This is a genomic window from Paenibacillus sabuli (genome assembly GCF_014705605.1).
Lineage (GTDB): Bacteria > Bacillota > Bacilli > Paenibacillales > Paenibacillaceae > Paenibacillus_D > Paenibacillus_D sabuli.
Genome location: NZ_JACXIZ010000015.1, coordinates 62,047 through 80,639, shown reverse-complemented (window position 1 = coordinate 80,639; position 18,593 = coordinate 62,047). Strand labels below are relative to the sequence as shown.

Here is an 18,593-nt window from a genome sequence, read left to right as displayed (position 1 = left end):
CCGCAAGAAACCTATAAGGTCTCCTGCGGCATCGGAACGGCTATGTGTCATCAACTAGTTGCACATAGCGTTTAAGATCCTTGTTCGTCCGAAGAGACCAATGTGTGGTAAGCATATGGATTATGCGCATTCATCATTCGTTTTTTCATTTCACATCAGCCTCCTTGCCAAATTTTATAACGTTATTATATGCATGTCATTCGCTTGTGTCAATGACCACCCAATTCTATACTCCGCTTGTGCCGTACCGATGATACGGTTCCCTGGGTCAACCGTCAATCAATCCCAGCAGGCGCAGCAGGCGCGCCAGCACGACCGCGCTCTGTGCGCGTGTCGCTTGGGCCTGCGGTGCGAATGCGCCATCTGCGACGCCTTGCATCAGCTCCAGTCCTACTACGGTGATGACGGCGTCGGCTGACCAGCGGGAGATCGTATCTGCATCGGCGAAGCGGTCCAGACCAGCTGGCTTCAGCAGCCCTACGGAATTGCGGCCGGTGAAGTCGGCGGCGCGCACCAGCATGACCGCCAGCTCTTCACGCGAAATCGTCGCATTCGGCCGCAGCGTGCCGTCGGCATTGCCCGCGATCAAGCCCGCCCCATACGCTGCGCGCGCCGCTCCGGCATACCAATCGGTCGGCGCCACATCCGCGAACGGGAGTGCCTGGTCCGCCGAAGCTTGCGTCAAGCCAAGTGCGCGCACCAGCAGAGCCGTAAATTCCGCACGCGTAATCGGACGGTCCGGCTCGAATGCGTGCGCCGCTGTCCCCTCCAGCAGCCGCTTGGCGGCCAGCAGCTCGATCTCGCGCCGGGCCCAGTGCGCTGCGACATCGTCCAAGCGACGCTCAGACGAAACGGCCGCGAAAAGACTGCCCTGCGGTGCATAAAACGTAGCTGCGGGCGCGCCGTCTACTGTGCCGAAGACGGCGGGGACGAAATGCGGCTGCAAGCGATCGTCCAGCCACAAGACCGTCGATGTCTTCGTAGAAGCCCCCTCGCGCAGCTCAAATGCCCGTTCCAGATACAGACCGTCAAAATCGCGAAGCTCACTTGCTCCTGCAAGCAAGACAAATTCATACGGGGCGGCAAGGAGGGTCGCCTCTCCGTCAAGCGCGGCCAGCCCTCGGGCCACTTGCGATTCCGCCGCAGTCGAAGCCACGGCAATGACGATGGTCGGTTCTTCGTCGGGTGCGGCATCCTGCCACACGCGCAGCGGCACTGTAAATGACGCGCCGCGCACGACCAGGCGCAATTCGGCGGCGGGCTGCTGCTCCAGGATGCTGCGCACCGCTGTACCGGGGAGCTCCAACCGTACAACCGGTACTGGATTGTCGACCTTCAATGTCACCCGTGCGGCTCCATCAAAGGCTGCTGCCAGGAGCCGAGCGGCGGGAAGCACGCGCAGCTGCGGTCTGCCATCCGCACTGGAGCCGTACAAGGCCGTCACGGGGACCGATTGGCCGTCGAGCCGAATGTGCAGCTGCTGCGAATCGAGCTCGGATTGCGGCTTGCCGGGCTGCGGTCCCGGTTCGGGCTCTGGCTCTGGCTCTGGCTCGGGTTGAGGTTCTGGTCCCGGCTCCGGCTCTGGCTCGGGTTCGGGTTCGGGTTCCGGATCAGGATCGACCGGAAGGAGCAGGGCCAGCTCGATAGCGCCGGTCTGGACGGTCTCTCCCGCCACGACCGACACCAGCCGCTCCTCGCTGACGTAGCCGTCCGCCTCGACCGCTAGCGGGTGCGTCCCCGCGCTCAAGCCCTCCAGTCGAAACTGCCCGTCGACATCCGTCCATGTCGAATCGCCCTGGATCGTCACGCGCGCCTCGGGGATCGCCACGCCTGCCGCGCTGTACACGGCGCCTGCGACCGCGCCGGTCAGCGGCGGCGGAACCTCGACCGTGACCGCCGTGCTCGCGGTATGGCCGCCGTCCGTCGTCGTGACGGTAATCGTCGCAAGGCCCGGCTCCACGGGCGTCACCTGCCCCGTCGCATCCACTGTCGCGACCTCGGGCGCGCTCGAGCTCCACGTCACAGCCGGGTCGGTCGCATCCGCCGGCGCGACGACCGCGCTGAGCGCCGACGCTGCGCCTCCCGCGGTCAGCGTGAGACTAGCTGGCGTCAGCGTCACGCCGCTCACCGCCACAGGCTGGCGAATATGCGCCGCCGTGAGCATTACCCGGCTCCACGCCCAGATCGCGCCGCCTGTATCCGTCTCATAGACGATCAGCGCATCTCCCTCCCGAGCGCCTGAGATGTCCGAGCCGAGTGCGTAGGACAAGGCGTCGCCGGGCAACTGCTCGCCGCGCAGCGGCCGCTGCTCGATCCCCCCATCGTCGAGACGGTAAGCGAAGGCGTGGCCCGCCATCTCCGTCGCGGCTGTGAACGATACGCTGCCCAGCGCCGTGCCAGGCAGGACGGACAGCCCTTGCACCGGCGACGCATCCTCGGATACTTCGAGCTGCAGCGACGCCGTGGCCGCCGCCTCCCCCGCATCGGTCGCCACGACCGACACGTCGAATCGCCCGCTCTGCTCCGGCGTGCCGGCGATTGCGCCGCCGCTGTTGAGGGTCAGCCCCTCCGGCAATCCGCTCGCTTGCCAGCTCAAGCCTTGCGCAGCGCCGTCGAAGCCTTCCAGCACTGCCGTATACGGCATGTCTTTTTTGCCGGTAGGCAGCGAATCGCTCAGCACCTGCGGCCGCAGGTACGGATAGCCGTCGTTGACACTCGGAGCAATCGCCCAGGCCGCTGCGTAATCCCAACCCGCGTATTCGGATTGCGTCCGCATCTGCGATGTGGTCAATGCTGCGATGCCTGGCTGCGCGTCACCGTAGGCGCCTGCAGGTTGACCGGTGGCCTCGAGATCGAAATAATTGTCCGTCATTGTCCATTCAAAATCCAGTCCGCCAATCAAGCCGCCGCTAACCATATACATGGCGCTGCCGGAGACCGGCCCTGCCGCATAGCTCGTCGCCAGACTGCCGAAGATGAATTGTCCGATCAAGCCGCCGATATGCAGATAGCCGCCGTCCACGCTCGTCACCGCGCCGGTCGCGTAGGCATCCCGCGTCGACCCGGCCCCGTGCGATCCGATCAAGCCGCCGGCGTATACATTGGGGGCTGTGCCCCCGGTAACTGCAACTCGCGATGACACGCGGCTGATGGACGAATTGACGGCAAGGCCGGCCAGACCACCTGTCGCAGTAATTGTGTCGTCGACGCCGCCGGCGACGCGCCCGGATGCCGCCACGAACGTGACGCTGGCGCCGTCTGTCTTCCCGGCAAGCGCACCGGCGTATTGAGCGCCGGATAGGTCGACATCCAGGCTCAGGTGCCGGGCCGTACCGGACAGGGTGCCAAATAATCCGGCCTCCTCCAGACTGCTGTCAAGGGTCAGGCCTGTAAGGCTATAGCCGCCGCCGTCGAATAGGCCGGTAAAGGCCGGCGCGCCGTTGCCGCCGATCGGCACCCAGTCGTAGCCGGTCAGATCAACGTTGCCGTCGAGCCGAAGCTGCGCCTCAAGATAGTCCGCTTGATGCGCGCTCACATAAGCGAGCTGTGCGGCGGTCGACACCGTGACCCAGCCTTGCCGGACCGGCGGCGCCTCGGAATCGGGTCCCGCTCCTTGCGCGCGCGGGATCAGGCCTGCCATGCTCATGGATACGAGCAGCAGGCATAGACTGATGAATGGGATGCGTTGCATCACTGCTGGCGACCTCCTCTTGCTTGCTGTCATTTCATAGAGTCGCCTTATAGTATATGATAGAAGCACAATGCGAAGTGTCTCAAAAATGATTCACGCGGATCCGCGGGAAGACGATCGGAGGATGACGGAAGAGATGACGACGGCGCGCATGATCAGTCGCGAACGAGAGCTGGAGCTGCTGCGGCAGTGGCAGGGCAATCCCGGTGCAAGCACGACCATTCTGTCGATCTGCGGCATCGGCGGCATCGGCAAGACGACGCTGCTCGCACAGATGGCGGACGAGGCCAGACGAGCCGAGCTGCCGGCTTTGTGGCTGGACGGGCAGAGCGAGCTCGTCACGCCCGCCGCCTTCCTGAACGCGCTCGAGCTCGGGCTCGCCAGCGCGTACAACCGGACCCGTCCGCATGATGTGTCTCAGCTCGATTTTGTGACAGCCGAGCTTCACAGTCGTCCCCATCTCGTGCTGGCGGATCATTGCGAAGCGACCCTGCCGGCCGTCTACGGCTGGCTGCTGGCTGCTTTTTTGCCCCGCCTCGACGCCGCTCGCGTGCTGTTCGTATTCGCCTCCCGCAGCGGCCTGCCGCTGCGCTGGCACACGCATCCGCAGTGGGGGCCGCGCACCGTCAAGCGCCCGCTGGAGGTATTCACACGCTCTCAAGTGCAAGCGTATCTGGCGCACAGCGGCCTGGACGAAGGGCGAAGACGCCTCATCGGACAGCGCAGCGAGGGCCATCCGCTGCTGCTCGCGCTCACTGTCGATCTGGTGCGGAGCCGGACCAGGGATCGGCAAGACCCGCAGCCGGACATCCCCGCCGCCCTGAGCGCCGATTTTTTGCGCGAGGCCGCATCCCCGACGATCTACCGCGCCATGACGGCGCTCGCCCTGCTGCCGGCCGCCGACCAGCAGCTGCTGTCGGCGCTGCTGGTCGAGCCCCTGGACGATGCCGCCTACCGCGATCTGGCGCAGCTATCCTGCGTCCGCCAGACGCGCGACGGCCTCGTGCTGCACCCGGTTGTGGCGCAGCTGCTGCGCGCCGACTGGCAGAGCCGGCACGTCTCCCAATTCCAGCGGATGCGCAGGCGGGCCTTCTCCCTCTTGTCCGACGCCTATCCTCAGGCGCAGCGCAGGCGGCAGATGGCGATCGCCGCGCACGTACTCGAGCTGTATCGGGCGTACTTGCCCGCTGCGAGCAGCTACGCGGACTTCTCCATGTACCTGCCGCCCGCTGCGCAGGAGCCGTATCGTCCCGAGGATCTGCCGGAGCTGCTGCGCCTGCTGACCGACTCGGTCGCAGGCGGCGACTGGCAGACCGAGGCGGTGCCTGCGCAGACGTACCCGGCGCTGCTCGAGGAACTGGTGCGAAGCAGTCCCGGCGGCGTGTTTGTGGTGCGCGACGAGACGGCCCGGCCGCTCGCCTTCTGTGCAGGGCTGGAGCTGCATGCCCGGACCTGGCCGCTGCTGGAGCGCTATGCGCCGGGCTTGCTCGACCTGCTCGGTGCGGATGCCTACGCGCTGCGTCGTCTGCCGCCGGAGCAAGCCGACACTGTGCTCGTGCTGCTGGCCGCCGTCGACACCGATCAGACGCTGTATGCGCCCGAGGCGCTTGGCGCGCTGCTGCTGCAGCATTGGCTGATCGCGATGACGCGCGGCAGGCGCGGCATCCTCGCCACGGCGGACCCGCAACTGAACGCATTGCTGCCGCAGCTCGGCTTCACAGCGCGCGGCACGCTTGGCGCCTCCGGCATGACGGAGACGGCGACTCTTACAGGCTGGGAGATCGATTTTCGGGAGGAGCGCTTTCCGGCGTGGATAGCGCGCATTGTGCGGCAGACTGATCATACGCCGCTCGCTCCCCAAGATGCATCCGCCCGTTCGGATACCTTCGCCGCAGCCGATCCGGTTGAGTTATCATATGGACAGGATGCGACCATGCCTTCGCTTGCGGGCATCCGGCCGGCTCAGACTGCAGTTGCGACGCAGCCGGATGTGGCCAGCGCATTCTTGTCCTGGCGCGAGGTTCAGACCCTGCTCAAGCAGTTGTTCGAGCCTGGGCCACATCACCGGTCACTCGCGCTTCCTGGCCCTCGGACGTTCGGTCCGGAGGCGCTCGCCCAGCTTGAGGCCATCCTCACGATGGCCGAGCCCCCTTATCCGCTGACGGCCAAGGAGCAGGCGATCCTGCGGGAGATCTATCTGCGGCGAACCCGCAACAAAAACGAGCTCGCCGAGCATTTCCACGTCAGCCGGGCGACCTTGTATCGCCAGACCCGTACCGCGCTGCAGCATCTGGCGCATGTCGTGAATCGCAATTCTGGATAGCATCGAGCATCAAATTGCCCCTCATGGTTTTACATCCTAAAAAAAGCGAGCGGCCTAAGCGGCCGCCCGCGTCCCTTCCTTGCGCTCCTTGATCCAGAAGATCGCCCCGAAGACGATCACCCCCGCCCCGGCCAGCAGCGAATTGTAAAAAAAGGTCTCCCGCATACCGATCGCATCGCTCGTGATCCCGCCGAAAAAGCTGCCGATCATGCGCGCCACGCCAAGGCAGAGCAGTGCATGGAGCGTCTGTCCGCTCGCCTTGAGCTCGCCGGGCACCTCGCGATTGATGACGATCGCCATCGTCACCGTCAGCACGATGAAGATGACGCCGTGCAGCGCCTGCGCCGGGAACATCCACCACGGATTCTCGATGATCGAGTACACATACCAGCGCACAGCCGTGGCAATACCTGCCCCGAGCAGAATATACGAGATGCGCACCCGTTTGAACAGATACGCCGACAGCAGGAGGAACGGAATCTCGCTGAGCGACGAGACGAGCATCGACCAGCCGACCCAGGCGTTGGTCGCGCCGAGCTCCTGGAAGTAGAGCGGGAAGAACGAGTAGTAATAGCCCAGCGTCACATGGAACAGGAAGCTCGCCGCCATATACAGCATCAGCTTGCGGTAGCGGAAGAGCATGCCCATGTGCATTTTGACGCCGTGGCTCTGATGCCCTTCCACGCGCGGGAAGCGCAGCACGAGCAGCAGGCAGATGCAGAAGACAGCCGCGTTGACCGGGAACAGCAGCCCGACCTGCTCGTTGGCAATGAAACCGAACACGACCGACATGATCGCAAAGCCGAACGTGCCGCCCATCCGGATCAGGCTGAAATTGCCGCTGCCGCGCCGGTCCAGCACCTCCAGCGTAATCGCGTCTCCGACGGCAAACACCGGGGTCTGAAAAAACATGTACAGGCAGATCAGCACGAGTACAAAAATAAAATGCCCGGACAGCGGGAACACGAGCATGCAGATCGCGCTTCCCCCAAGGAGCATCATCAGAACGCTGTTCTTGGTCTGGGCCCGGTCGCCGACCGTGCCCCAGAACGGCTGCGCCAGCACCGCAACCAGGGGGCCGACCGACAGCAGCAAGCCAATCTGGGTATTGGAAAAGCCGATGTGCTCGAAATAAACCGGCGCGAACGTCCCGTACACCGCGTTAACCATATAAACAAAAAAATAAAACCAGACAAGTGTATGTAATGGTGTAGACATGTAAGACTTCCTTCTTCGGATAGAGTGAGCCTGTACAGCGCGCAGCCGCCTCGGACAAGCGAGGCGCGATCGGACAAGCATCCCTCCATTATAGTCGCTGACACCGGATATGGGAAGAAGGGACGGCGAATTGTTCGCCTCCGCTACTCCGACTCGCGCTTCTTCGCCTTATCCTTCCGACCTCGAGCGCGTCAAAATGCTGGTAGCGGATCGGGAAGCTCGCGCCAGTCGCCCTCCAGTTCCTCCGCGGTGAGCAGCGCCGTGTCGAGCGTGCGCACGATCTCGCGCTGGTCCATGTCCACTCCGATGAACACGAGCTTGGTGATCCGGTCTCCCCACTTGTCGTCCCAATCCGGCGTCTTGGGATAGTCGCCGCCGAAATACGCCTGCCGCTCCTCCTCGGATAACGCCGCGATCCACAATCCGGCAGGGGACAGCTGCCGCGAGACGCCGGCCTGGCTGAACGAAATGGCCATGTTGTTGCGCGTCGCCAGCCAGAGCAGTCCCTTGGTGCGCACGATCGGTTTGGGCCACTTGGCCATCCACTTGAGTAGCCGCTCCGGATGGAATGGCGTTTTGCGCGCGTAGACGAACGAGGAGATGCCGTATTCTTCGGTCTCCGGGGTATGATGCTCCCGCTGCAGCTCCCGAATCCACCCCGCTGACTGGCTCGCCGCCTCAAAGTCAAAGCGATGCGTATCCAGAATCTGCTTGGGATCGATCCGGCCGTGCGTGGTTCGAATCATCCGGGCACGGGGCTGCAGGCTGCGCAGCGCAGACTCCAGCCGGGTTAGCTCCTCTTCGCTGACCAGATCGCACTTGTTGACAATCAGCACGTCGCAAAATTCCACCTGCTCGATCAGCAGATGCACGACGCCGCGCGTATCCTCCTCGGCGGCGTGCTGCCCCCGGTCGCGCAGCGTCTCGCGTGTATGATAATCCTGCCAGAAATGATAAGCGTCGACGACGGTTACCATGCAATCGAGCCGGGTCAGCTTCGACAAGTCGATGCCCAGCTCCTCGTCGACATAGGTGAAGGTCTGCGCGACCGGCAGCGGCTCCCCGACCCCCGTCGATTCAATCAGGATATAATTGAAGCGGCCTTCCCTGGCCAGGCGCTCCACCTCCTGCAGCAGGTCGTCGCGCAGCGTGCAGCAGATACAGCCGTTGGACATCTCCACCAGCTTCTCCTCGGTGCGGCTCAGCCCGCCGCCGCCTGCGATCAGATCGGCGTCCACATTGACCTCGCTCAGATCGTTGACGATGACTGCGACACGCAGCCCTTCGCGATTGTTCAGGACATGATTGAGTATGGTCGTCTTGCCGGCGCCCAGGTAGCCGCTCAGCACGGTAACCGGGATCCTGGTCGGCGCTTCGTGTTCGTTGGAATTGGAATCTAGTAGTGTCACTGGTGAATACCTCCTTCATCGATCTTGTCTGTCTACGTCAGGCCGCCGAGCAGGCCAATCGCCAGCGCCATGAGCGCTGCCGTCCCGAGTGAAGTCAGCGCTTGCTTGCCGGCCAGCGCGGCGGCATAGCGGGCGCCGAGCTCCTTGCGCACCGTCCACAGCGTGACCAGACATGCCGTCAGGGTCGAGGCCAGATACACGAGGACGAATATTTGCCCTGCCGTCATGGCCTGCACCAGCTCGCCGCCGCCCTGATTGAGGACGAGCAGGCCGTCCTTGCGCAGCACGGAAAAAAGCACGCCGGGCGCTGCCTCCGCGGGCAAGCCGAAGCCTTGCAGCAGCGGTCCGGTAATGCCTGCGATCCGCTCGAGCAGACCGCTCTGCTGCAGCAAGGCCGCCGCTACGCAGATGCCGAGAAAGATCGGCATCGCCTGCAGCAAAAATTGCCGCACCGTCGCCCTGAGGCGCCAAAGGGACGCGCGCAGCCGCGGACGCTGCACGAAGGTCGCCGTGTCGTGGAGCGGTGCGGCATGATTGCGCGTCCGCTGCCCCTTCTCCTGCCACAGCCGGGTATGGAGCGCGCCGACCAGTACCAGTGCGCCGATGTAAGGCACAAACAGCCACGGTCGCCCGGCCGAACCGAACAAAGAGAGCGAGGCGCCAATCTGGTAGCTGCAGGCCGAGCCAAAGGCGATCAGCGAAACGCAAGACTTGCGGGTGCAGGCGCTGCAGACTCGGCTCTGATAGACGGCCACGACATTGCAGCCGAACCCGGACAGCACCGGGATCAGATCGCGTCCGCTCAGCCCGATGCGGCGCATCCAGCCGTCCAGCGCATCGGTGATGCGATCCTTGAGGCCGCTCTCCTCCGTCAGTGCCACGCTCAGGCCGAGCAGCGCCACAACCGGGAAGGCCCACAGGAACGAGTACCAGCCGAGCGTGAGCAGTCCGTAATCGCCTACCAGCAGCGCTTGCGCCAGCGGCGACGCGCCGTCCAGCACCTGCACCAGCGGCTCGATCAGATATCGGTCCGCCACCGGCTGGAGGGCGTTCGAGAGCAGGTACGCCAGCCAGACCGGCCCGGCGAACATCAGCAGCGTCGCCGCCAGCGCCAGCGGCCGGCCCCATCGCGCGTGCTCGAACCAGGTCGTCTGCGGCCGCAGACCCGGAAAATCCGAAGCTAGCGTGTGCCGCGCGCCAGACCGGATCGGCGCGGCAGTCGTACAGGCGCGCAGCAACGCTCGACGAAGCTCGGGGCCGACGCTGCGCGCATCGGCTGTCACGACAGGAATACCGAGCCAGTCCGTATAGTAATGCTGCAGGCGCTCGATCTGCGAGGGTAGCTTGTCGGCGAAGGTCAGCACGAGCGCGGCCGGCCGGCGTCCGGTCGGCACGGCGTCCAGCAGCCGCGGCAGCTCGTCCGCGGCGTGCGTAGCCCGCACCACCAGCATCACCGTATCGGCGGCGGCAGCGGCGTCCAGCGCGGTACGGGTCGTCTCGCTGTCGTCGCTCAGCCGTATGCCTGGCAGATCGGCCAGCTCCAGCTCCGCCGCGAGGCGCGCACGGCGCGCCTGCACCGTCGAGCCGCGAAAATTCGCCACCGTTCCCGTCCGGTCGCCCGTCAAGCCGCGAAACAGCGCCGACTTGCCGGCCGATTCGAATCCGACCAGCATCATTGTCCGCGAGCCGGCCCGCTCGCTCTGCCCGGCGGTCCGTCCCGCAGGCGGGGACGTCAGCACTGGCAATCCTCCTCGCAGCAGCTCAGATCATCCAGCAGCATGCCCCGTTCCTGGTAGACGCTCAGGGCTTCGGTGTCCAGTCCCAGCCGCTCAGCTACCGCTCCCGCGACGACGCCGAAGCGCTGCCGGAATTTGTAGATAAAGCAGAGCAGCAAATGGCCGTGCGCCACGCCGGGACCGCAGACGAACAGACCGGACGTCTGCGTGGACTCGTCGTGCTTGCCCAGCATCACGGCGCCATGCACATCCCTCTCGAACAGATGGCTGACCAACTGGAGGCTTCCCTTGAACCCCGTGGCGAGAATCGGCGGTTGGTCCGATTGGACGAAGCGGCTCTCGCCTACGCCATTTTCGCAATAGACGAGATAACGCCCTTGCGCGGCGTCATGCTCGATCCACTTGACCTCCCAGCCCGCAAGCAGATCCATGCGTCCGTCCGGCGAGTCGCGCAGCCGGTCCTTGGTAAAGGGCGACAGCTCGACGCTCGGATCGCTGCTGCCCTTCTCCGTCCAGCGGCCGTTGCGGTCGATCAGCGTGACCCGCTTGCCCAGCCGACTCAAGTGGATCGCCGCGTCGGCGCCGCTCTCGTAGCCGCCCACGATGACCGCCTCTTCGCCCGGCCAATCGCGCCAGCTGCGGATTAGACTGCTGTGTACGCCGTGCTCCGCCCCGGGAAAAGCGTCCAGCCGCGGATACTGGAATTCACCGGCCGCCCAGACGACAAAGCGACTCCGGAGCGGACCGGCCGAGGTCCTCAGCTCGAAACCGCCGCCTTCGCACGACTGTACATCGGTCACATCGACGCCGGTCCTTACGGGCAATTCGCGATAAGCCGCCACACCCTCCAGGTAATCCGCGTACGCCTTACCGGACGGATGCTCCGTGCCGAGCGTATACGCCGGCGAAGTCGTCGGCGAGATCGCGTTCAGATCCAGCATGCCGTAGGCATTGCCGGTGAAGGATGGCGTGATCATCCGCATCTCCTCCGGCCACATGCGGAAGGAAGCGCCGATAACGGCGCGCTCCAGAATACATAGACGCTCGACCTTCAGCTCCTGCAGGATACTGCCGACGCCGAGTCCGGCCGGACCGCCGCCGACCACGATACAATCGAACGATTCCATCTGCAACCCTCTTCTTTATTGTAAATTTTACTATTTAAGAAATCCAAAACAAGCCTTCCCGGTCCAGCTCAATCTGCTCCAGCTGCGCCTCGAAGTCCGGGTGCGGCGCAATCGAGCAGACAGTCGCCCAGTCCTCATTCGCCGCCGGCGCATACACGTCCCAGCCCTGCTGCGATGGACGCAATTGCGCAATCCGTGTGCGATCCCAGCAGCGCCGCTCGTAATCCGGGCGTTCCTCGTACAGGGCCAGGCCTTCGGCGCTCCACGCATACGCGAGCCGGACTTCACCGCGCAGATCGCGCGGCACCTTGCTTGCGATATAGCCGTCGAGCACCTTCTCCAGCCTGCGCTTCGTCAACAATTCCATGTTGTCCGTTCCCCTCCCCGGATGATCAGCTCGTTTACCAGCTTGCCTTTTTCACGCCGGGAATTTGCCCTTTATAAGCCAGCTCGCGGAAGGCAATCCGCGATACCTTGAATTTGCGCAGGTACGCGTGCGGACGGCCGGTCAGCTCGCAGCGGGAATGCAAGCGCGTCGGCGAGGCATTGCGGGGCAGCTTGCTGAGTGCTGCATAATCCTTGTTTTCTTTCAATTGCTTGCGTTTCTCCGCATACTTGGCGACTGTCGCCTGGCGCTTCCGCTCCTTGACGATTTTCGATTTCTTGGCCATGTTTGTGTTTCGCTCCTTTATTCGTAATAATTACGTATTTTAGCAGAAGGAGCTGCTCAAGGCAACCCCTCCTTGTACAAGCCATGCCTAGGCTTCGATATGCCAGCCCTCCGCTTCCTGCTGCATGGTCCACAACCGGGCGTACAGCCCGTCCGCCGCGCGCAGCTGGCTATGCGTGCCCTGTTCGATCAGTCGCCCTTGGTCGAGGACGACAATGCGGTCGGCGTGCTCGATCGTTTTCAGCCGATGAGCGATAATGATCACGGTTTTGTCAGCTACGAGCGCATTGATCGCCTGCTGCACCGCCAGCTCATTCTCCGGGTCGAGCGAGGCGGTCGCCTCGTCCAGCAGGACAATCGGCGCATCCTTGAGCAGCGCGCGTGCAATCGAGACGCGCTGCTTCTCCCCTCCCGACAGCGTCGATCCCCCCTCGCCGACCGGTGTGTCGTACCCTTGCGGGAGCGACTGGATGAAGTCGTGACAGCACGCGCGCCTCGCGGCCTCCTCAATCTCCTCCTGCGTCGCGTCCATACGGCCGACGCGGATGTTGTTGCCGATCGTGTCGCGAAACAGATAGACATCCTGGAATACCATCGAGATCTGCTGCAGCAGATGCTCCGGATTCGCCTCGCGCACCGGCGTGCCACCGATCGTGACGACGCCTTGCTGCACGTCCCAGAAGCGGGCGATCAATCGGGTCACCGTGCTCTTGCCGCTGCCCGAAGGTCCGACGAGCGCGGTAATGCTCCGCGGCTCAATCGCGAGTGACAGCTCAGGGAGGACAGGGGAATGCCGTTCGTAGCCGAATGTCACACGATCAAATACGATCGGGCCGCTCGCATCGACAAACCCGACTCCCTCGAGCGGGCTCTCCTGCCGGACCTCCGTAATACGGTGCGCACTGTAGGCGGAATAGCGCATCTCCGTATAGCTCATCAATACTGCGGTGAGCGGGTCGAATACCCGAATGCCGACGAGCAGGAAGAGCAGGAACGCGGAGAGCGACAGCGAGCCCCCGGCAAGCAGGTAGCTGCCGACCCCGATCATGACAGTGAAGCCCGAGCGCATCAGCAGCATGGCGCCCATGACGAGCGGGCCGAGCAGCCCCTCGATCCGGATCGAGGCGCGCATCAGCCGCTCGAAGGCAAGCCGCAGCCGTTCGAAGCGTTCGCCGCCCATGTGATGGGCCTTGATCTCGCGGATCCCCCCTAGATACTCCTGGAGCCGGCTGGAGGCCTCGTTTTTGGCGCGGACATGATCCTCGCTGAGCCGTGTCTGCAGACGGCCGGTCAACTGCAGCAGCAGCGCGCCGAACGGAATCGCGATGAATAGCGCCAGCGCCATTCGCCAGTCCAGGGCTAACAGACCGGCAGCCGCCAGCGCAGGCAGCATCAGAGCGCTGACCAGCTGCGGCAGATTGTGCGAGATTGTATGTTCGACTTGCCCGTAGTCGCTGAGCAGCAGATTGGTCATATCCCCCGGATCGCGCTTGCCGAAATAACCGAGTGACAGTCGTCGTACGTGCTCGGCCAGCTTCAGCCGGCCGGATGCGGCGAGACTGTAAGCTGCCTTGTACGATCTGTCGTACAACAGGGCGTAAGTCCCGTAGGAGACGCCCAGCCAGACGAGCAGCATACCGCTGACCAGCCACATGCGCCCGGTGTCCAGGCCGCTGTCGGGCTCGGCGACGGATTGATACAGCGTGTGAAAGAGATCGACCAGCAGCGCGGCCGGAACGATTCTGACCAGGCCGTCCAATAGCGATGCGACAACGGACGGCAACAGACTGCGCGGTTCTCCGCCCGAAATATCATAAAGGTATTGTCTCATCCCGCGCTCCCCCCTTGGGCGGCGGCGTTTCGCGCCGGATATGACCCGAGCCGCCAACCCGCTGAATGGATATGTGCCTGCCACATCTGTTCGTACAGCCCGGCTTGCGCGCGTAGCGCATCATGCGTGCCGCGTTCGACAACCCGCCCCTGCCGGATCACCAGGATCTGCTGTGCATTGCGGATGGTGGACAGCCGGTGCGCGATCATGAGCACGGTTTTGCCGCGAATCAGTCGGGACAAGCCCGCCTGAATATTCTGCTCGTTCTCCGCATCGGCATAGGCTGTGGCCTCGTCCAGCACGAGGATCGGCGCGTCCTTGAGAATCGCGCGCGCTATCGCAATGCGCTGCGCCTCGCCGCCGGACAGATTGGTGCCTCCTTCGCCGATCCTGGTAGCGTAGCCGTCCGGCAGACGCATGATGAACGCATGGCAGCAAGCCGCCTCTGCGGCGGCGATCACGGCTTCGCGGGAGGCGGCGGTATTGCCCATTCGAATATTGGCCTCGATGGTATCATAGAACAGATGCACGTCCTGGAAGACGAACGAGACAGCAGCCATCAGGCGCGCTGTGCCAATCTCGCGGATGGGCACGCCGCCGATCGCAATCTCGCCGCTCGTCACGTCCCAGAAGCGAAGTAGCAAATTCGCAATCGTCGACTTGCCGCCGCCCGATGGCCCGACGAGTGCGGTCAGCGCGCCTGCCGGCGCAGTAAAATCGATCTCATGCAGCGCCGGTTTGTAATCACTGCTGCCTGGCTCCGCATAGGCAAATGTCACACCGCGATAGACAATATCGTAGGCATCAGGATTGCGCGGCGCTGCCGGTTCCGGCGTCAAGGGCTCGGCAAAAATCGCGGCAATGCGCTTGTTGTTCTCCACGACATCGCGCAGCCCGCCCCCGATGAGCATCAGCTTGAGCAGCGGCGCCGACAAGCTCGGCGCAAGAATCAGAAACAGGATGAACGTCAAGGCGAACGACTGGCTGCCGGCCTGTCCGCTGGCTAGAAGGATCCCGGCCGGCACCACAAAGGTGAACAACGAGCTGATCAAAACGAAAAACAGACTGTACGGCGTCTTGCAAATCGCGGTAATATGCAAGGAAATGTCCCGGTAGCGCTGGACGGCGTCGTGAAAGGTTAAGAATGATTCGGCCTTGATGCCAAATATTTTTACCGCCGGCATCCCGCGCACGTATTCGACGCCGGTGGCGTTCATTTCTTCCACAGCCTGCTGGTAATCGCGATACGCCTGCCGGCCTTCGGCACTGAGAAATACCCGGCCCTGCAGCCAGAAGCCAAGCACGATCGGTATAAACGAAACGAGTGCCAGCCATGGATCGAGCCAGAACATATAGCCGATCAGCAGCAACGGAATCACGAATGCGGTGACAAGATCGGGAAGCTGGTGAGCGATGAAATTTTCCAGCTTCTCTACGCTTGATTCGATGATTTTTTTGACTTCGCCGGAAGCTGTGCGCGTATGGTAGCCCATCTGCACGCCTGCGACGTGCCCGGACAGCCTGACGCGCAACCGGTACAAGATGCGAAAGGCCGCAATATGCGAGCACATGCTGCCAGCATACAGTGCAAGCAGCGAGGCCAGCATCGCAACAAACGCCAGGACGCCCCAGCGAAGCAGCGCCTCGGCGCCGATTGCGGCGGGTGCCTGAGCCTGCTGCAGCATCTCCTTGATAATCTGGTACACCGCGACAAAGGGCGCAAGCTGCAGTACGCCGGAACATACACTCAGTACAGCGGCCGCCAGCAACAGCCCTTTCTTTTCTCCCGCAATGGCCAGCAATGCGGACAGTTCGGTATTTTTAGTCTTGCGGTTCATCGATATTCTCCTCTCCCATACCTGCAAATCCAAATTTATTGAGAACAATTCTCAATAAATTTCAGTGTAAGGGAGCGGCGTTGCTGCGTCCATACCCGATCGGGAGCCGAGCTACCCGATCGGGATTTTTTGAAAATGACAGAATGTACAGGACTGGCCTATCGCAGACCGATGATTCGTTCCGTGCGAAGGGAACTCGGATTGCAGTGAAATGCGCGCTGAAAAGCGCGCGAAAAATGCTGGCTATTGGCATAGCCGACGCGCTCGGCTGCCTCGCGCACCGTTACGCCTTCCACCTCCAGCATGCGGCGCGCCGCCATCATTCGCTTGTCGAGCACATAGGCATACACCGGCTTGCCGAATACCTGCTTGAATCCGCGCTTGAGCTTGTACTCATTCAATTGGACCGACCGGGCCAGCTCGGCCAGACCCGGCGGCGCCGCAAAGCGCGCATCGAGGATATCCCGCGCTTCCTGCAGACGGGCGAGATCGGTGCGCGACAACTCGCCGCGCGCCCCGTGTCCAGCAACAGCGCGGCCGGGTCCGGCCAGACTGAGCGCCAGCATCTCGGACAGCTTGGCTTCCAGATACATCTCCCGCAATCTGCCGGTCATCGCGCAGCCTGCAACCTGCTCCAGGATCAGGCGCATGTCGGCGGTCATGCCGAAGCTGTGCGGCTGCAATCGAGAAGGATCCAGCTCCGGCGCTCCATAAGCAGCCAATCGCTCGGGCCGGATCGTCAGACTGGCCCCTGTGTAGCGGATACCGGCTTCGAAAAGCGAGCGCTCGGTCATGTCCTGGAGCGGGTACAGCTTGCATTCTCCAGTGCCGATCCGGTGCAGGCGGCCACTGCCCTCCTGCGTCCACTGAATCGACTCCGCCATGCAGCAGGCGAGCATCCAGACCGGGCCGCGCGTCCGTCCCTCCAGACACAGCGATTGATTCAAGCACATTGTATTGAGATGCAGCTGGACTCCGTCGCTCATGTCGATCCGCCTGCAGCCCCCGACCCCCAGCTCCTCCGGCACTGCAAAGTAAGAACGGTCCGGAGTGCGGCCCGGGGCTTCCTCCATCCATGCCCGCAGCCGCGTATTCAATTGTCTCGTTGATTCGTTCATGCCTGGCGCCTCCCGTTTCAACTCATCGTTCCATCCCGGCGATAGTGATAGTCATTCTCATTATAGCGCATTTCGGATATGCCGCCACACGTGCTGCAGGTCTGGGCGTCTCTGCACGAATGATACCTGGCCGATGCCTGCAATCAGTCTGTCGCACTGCTCCCCTGCGGCATCCTCGCGGTCAATGCCAGCATCAGCAGGCCCAGCGCCGCACATACCCAAGCCATGCTGTGCAGATGGCCGGAGGTGATCGTATCGCCGAACAGCGCCGCCAACAGGCTGGACGAGAGGATCGTGCCGATGAAGCGCGAGGTCATGAACAAGCCGGACGCGATGCCGGTCTCCTCCTTGGCGACGAACGCGTACAGCGACGTCTGCATGCCCAGATTGTTGAAGCCGTTGGCGATGCCGAGCACGCTGAGCACGAGGAAGATCGTGAGCGCGCTCGCCCGGTCGCCGATCAACAGCATCAGCAGACTGCCGGCGACGACCGCGGCCGTCCCGACCAGCAGCGGTCGCTTCGAGCCGCTGCGCTCGATCCAGCGTCCGACAAGCGGCGTCACGACGACGCTGAAGCCGGCGATCGACAGCATCACCAGCCCCGTCTGCTGCGGGTCCATGCCCTGGACCTGCTGGAGATAAGACGGGATGCCGAACATGATCGAATAGAACGCGATGTTGGTCAGAATAAACTGGACATAGATCAGCGTCACATTGCGATTGTCTCGCAAAAACGCGACATTGATGAACGGCTGCTTGCGGCGCAGCTCATAGCGGTACAAGCCATAGGTCAACGCCGCGCCGACCGCAAATTGCCACAGACTAAAGCCGCTCGCGAGCGAAAGGAAAAACAGCAGCCACATGAAGATCGTCGCCGAAAACAAGGCAACGCCTGTCCAGTCCATCGCCATCGCGCCACCTTCCGGCTTGGGGTCGCGGGGGAACAGCTTCCAGGCGAGCAGGAACGAGCCGATAATGAACGGAAAGTTGCATAAAAAAATGAGCGGCCAATCGCCGTAATGCAAGAGGAAACCGCCGATCGAAGGGCCAAACGCCGCCGACGTGCTGGAAAAAATCGAGACGATGCCGAGCGCCTGGGCCTGGCCGGACGTAATCTGACCGCGAATGATGCCCATCCCCGCGGGGAAAAGCGCCGAGCTGCCGAACGCCTGAATGATGCGGAAGCCGATCAGCCAGCCGAAGCTCGGCGACAGCGGCGCCAGGCAGGACGCAGCCGTTACGAGCAGCAGACCGAACATAAAGATGCGCTTGCGGCCGTACAGGTCGCTCCACTTGCCCATCAGCGGCTGCCCGATCGCACTGGCCAAATAATACGTCGAGATCAGCCAGGACACCTCGCCGAAGGTAAGCTGGAAGTCCTCCTGAAGGCGAGCCAATGCGACCGAGATCATCGTGGTATTGAGCGGATTCAGCAGAATGCCGAGCGCGACGGCTGTAATCAGCAGCAAATCCTTTCGTTTCATGGCAGTGCGCGCCAGCTCCATGCGATCACCCTCTTTTCTCTTTCCTTCGATGCCGATCGATTGCTTCAGTATACCATGTCGTTTCCGGCTCGTCCGCACGCTTTTGAAGCGGGGACGTTATCGGGAGGAAGCTGCTTATCGCTTGGCC

At 63.0% G+C, this 18,593-nt stretch carries 12 protein-coding genes; 1 reads left to right on the top strand and 11 read right to left on the bottom strand.

The features are described 5' to 3' along the window. Nucleotides 1-268 precede the first annotated feature (268 nt). A complete protein-coding gene (locus IDH44_RS09145) occupies nucleotides 269-3,691 on the bottom strand; it encodes an S-layer homology domain-containing protein (RefSeq protein WP_223869522.1) in 3,423 nt (1,140 codons plus the stop codon). A gap of 124 nt (nucleotides 3,692-3,815) precedes the next feature. On the opposite strand from IDH44_RS09145, the gene IDH44_RS09140 reads away from it, so the two are divergent. After that, a complete protein-coding gene (locus IDH44_RS09140) occupies nucleotides 3,816-6,014 on the top strand; it encodes a bacterio-opsin activator (RefSeq protein ID WP_190916884.1) in 2,199 nt (732 codons plus the stop codon). A 54-nt stretch (nucleotides 6,015-6,068) separates the two neighbouring features. Here the strand turns inward: IDH44_RS09140 and IDH44_RS09135 are convergent, their stop codons facing one another. From IDH44_RS09135 to IDH44_RS09090, 10 genes are all read right to left on the bottom strand, one after another. Beyond that, on the bottom strand, nucleotides 6,069-7,232 hold the full coding sequence (locus IDH44_RS09135) for an MFS transporter (RefSeq protein WP_190916882.1): 1,164 nt from the start codon (nucleotides 7,230-7,232) through the stop codon (nucleotides 6,069-6,071). A gap of 191 nt (nucleotides 7,233-7,423) precedes the next feature. Beyond that, entirely contained in the window at nucleotides 7,424-8,641 is a 1,218-nt protein-coding gene (locus tag IDH44_RS09130) for a GTP-binding protein (protein WP_190916880.1), read from the bottom strand. A gap of 32 nt (nucleotides 8,642-8,673) precedes the next feature. Beyond that, complete coding sequence (locus IDH44_RS09125) at nucleotides 8,674-10,380, bottom strand: nucleoside recognition domain-containing protein (RefSeq protein ID WP_190916878.1); 1,707 nt, start codon at nucleotides 10,378-10,380, stop codon at nucleotides 8,674-8,676. Then, nucleotides 10,374-11,504, bottom strand: coding sequence for an NAD(P)/FAD-dependent oxidoreductase (locus tag IDH44_RS09120; RefSeq protein WP_190916876.1), 1,131 nt, complete (start codon nucleotides 11,502-11,504; stop codon nucleotides 10,374-10,376). Before IDH44_RS09120 ends, IDH44_RS09125 begins: the two co-directional genes overlap by 7 nt. Nucleotides 11,505-11,538: 34 nt before the next feature. Then, nucleotides 11,539-11,871, bottom strand: coding sequence for a DUF3024 domain-containing protein (locus IDH44_RS09115; protein WP_190916874.1), 333 nt, complete (start codon nucleotides 11,869-11,871; stop codon nucleotides 11,539-11,541). A gap of 34 nt (nucleotides 11,872-11,905) precedes the next feature. Then, the gene (gene rpsN / locus IDH44_RS09110; RefSeq protein ID WP_190916872.1) at nucleotides 11,906-12,175 is read right to left on the bottom strand and encodes a 30S ribosomal protein S14; all 270 of its coding nucleotides are present in this window, start codon (nucleotides 12,173-12,175) and stop codon (nucleotides 11,906-11,908) included. 87 nt (nucleotides 12,176-12,262) lie between these two features. Next, nucleotides 12,263-14,005: an ABC transporter ATP-binding protein gene (locus tag IDH44_RS09105; protein WP_190916870.1), complete on the bottom strand. Its 1,743-nt coding sequence runs from the start codon at nucleotides 14,003-14,005 to the stop codon at nucleotides 12,263-12,265. Further along, nucleotides 14,002-15,843, bottom strand: a complete 1,842-nt coding sequence (locus IDH44_RS09100) for an ABC transporter ATP-binding protein (protein WP_190916868.1) — start codon at nucleotides 15,841-15,843, stop codon at nucleotides 14,002-14,004. The genes IDH44_RS09105 and IDH44_RS09100 overlap by 4 nt, the downstream gene beginning before the upstream one ends. 158 nt (nucleotides 15,844-16,001) lie before the next feature. Then, nucleotides 16,002-16,961, bottom strand: a complete 960-nt coding sequence (locus IDH44_RS09095; protein WP_190916866.1) for a helix-turn-helix transcriptional regulator — start codon at nucleotides 16,959-16,961, stop codon at nucleotides 16,002-16,004. A gap of 143 nt (nucleotides 16,962-17,104) precedes the next feature. Then, nucleotides 17,105-18,466 (bottom strand): MFS transporter, encoded by a 1,362-nt coding sequence (locus tag IDH44_RS09090; protein ID WP_223869507.1) that lies wholly within the window; start codon nucleotides 18,464-18,466, stop codon nucleotides 17,105-17,107. Nucleotides 18,467-18,593 lie beyond the last annotated feature (127 nt).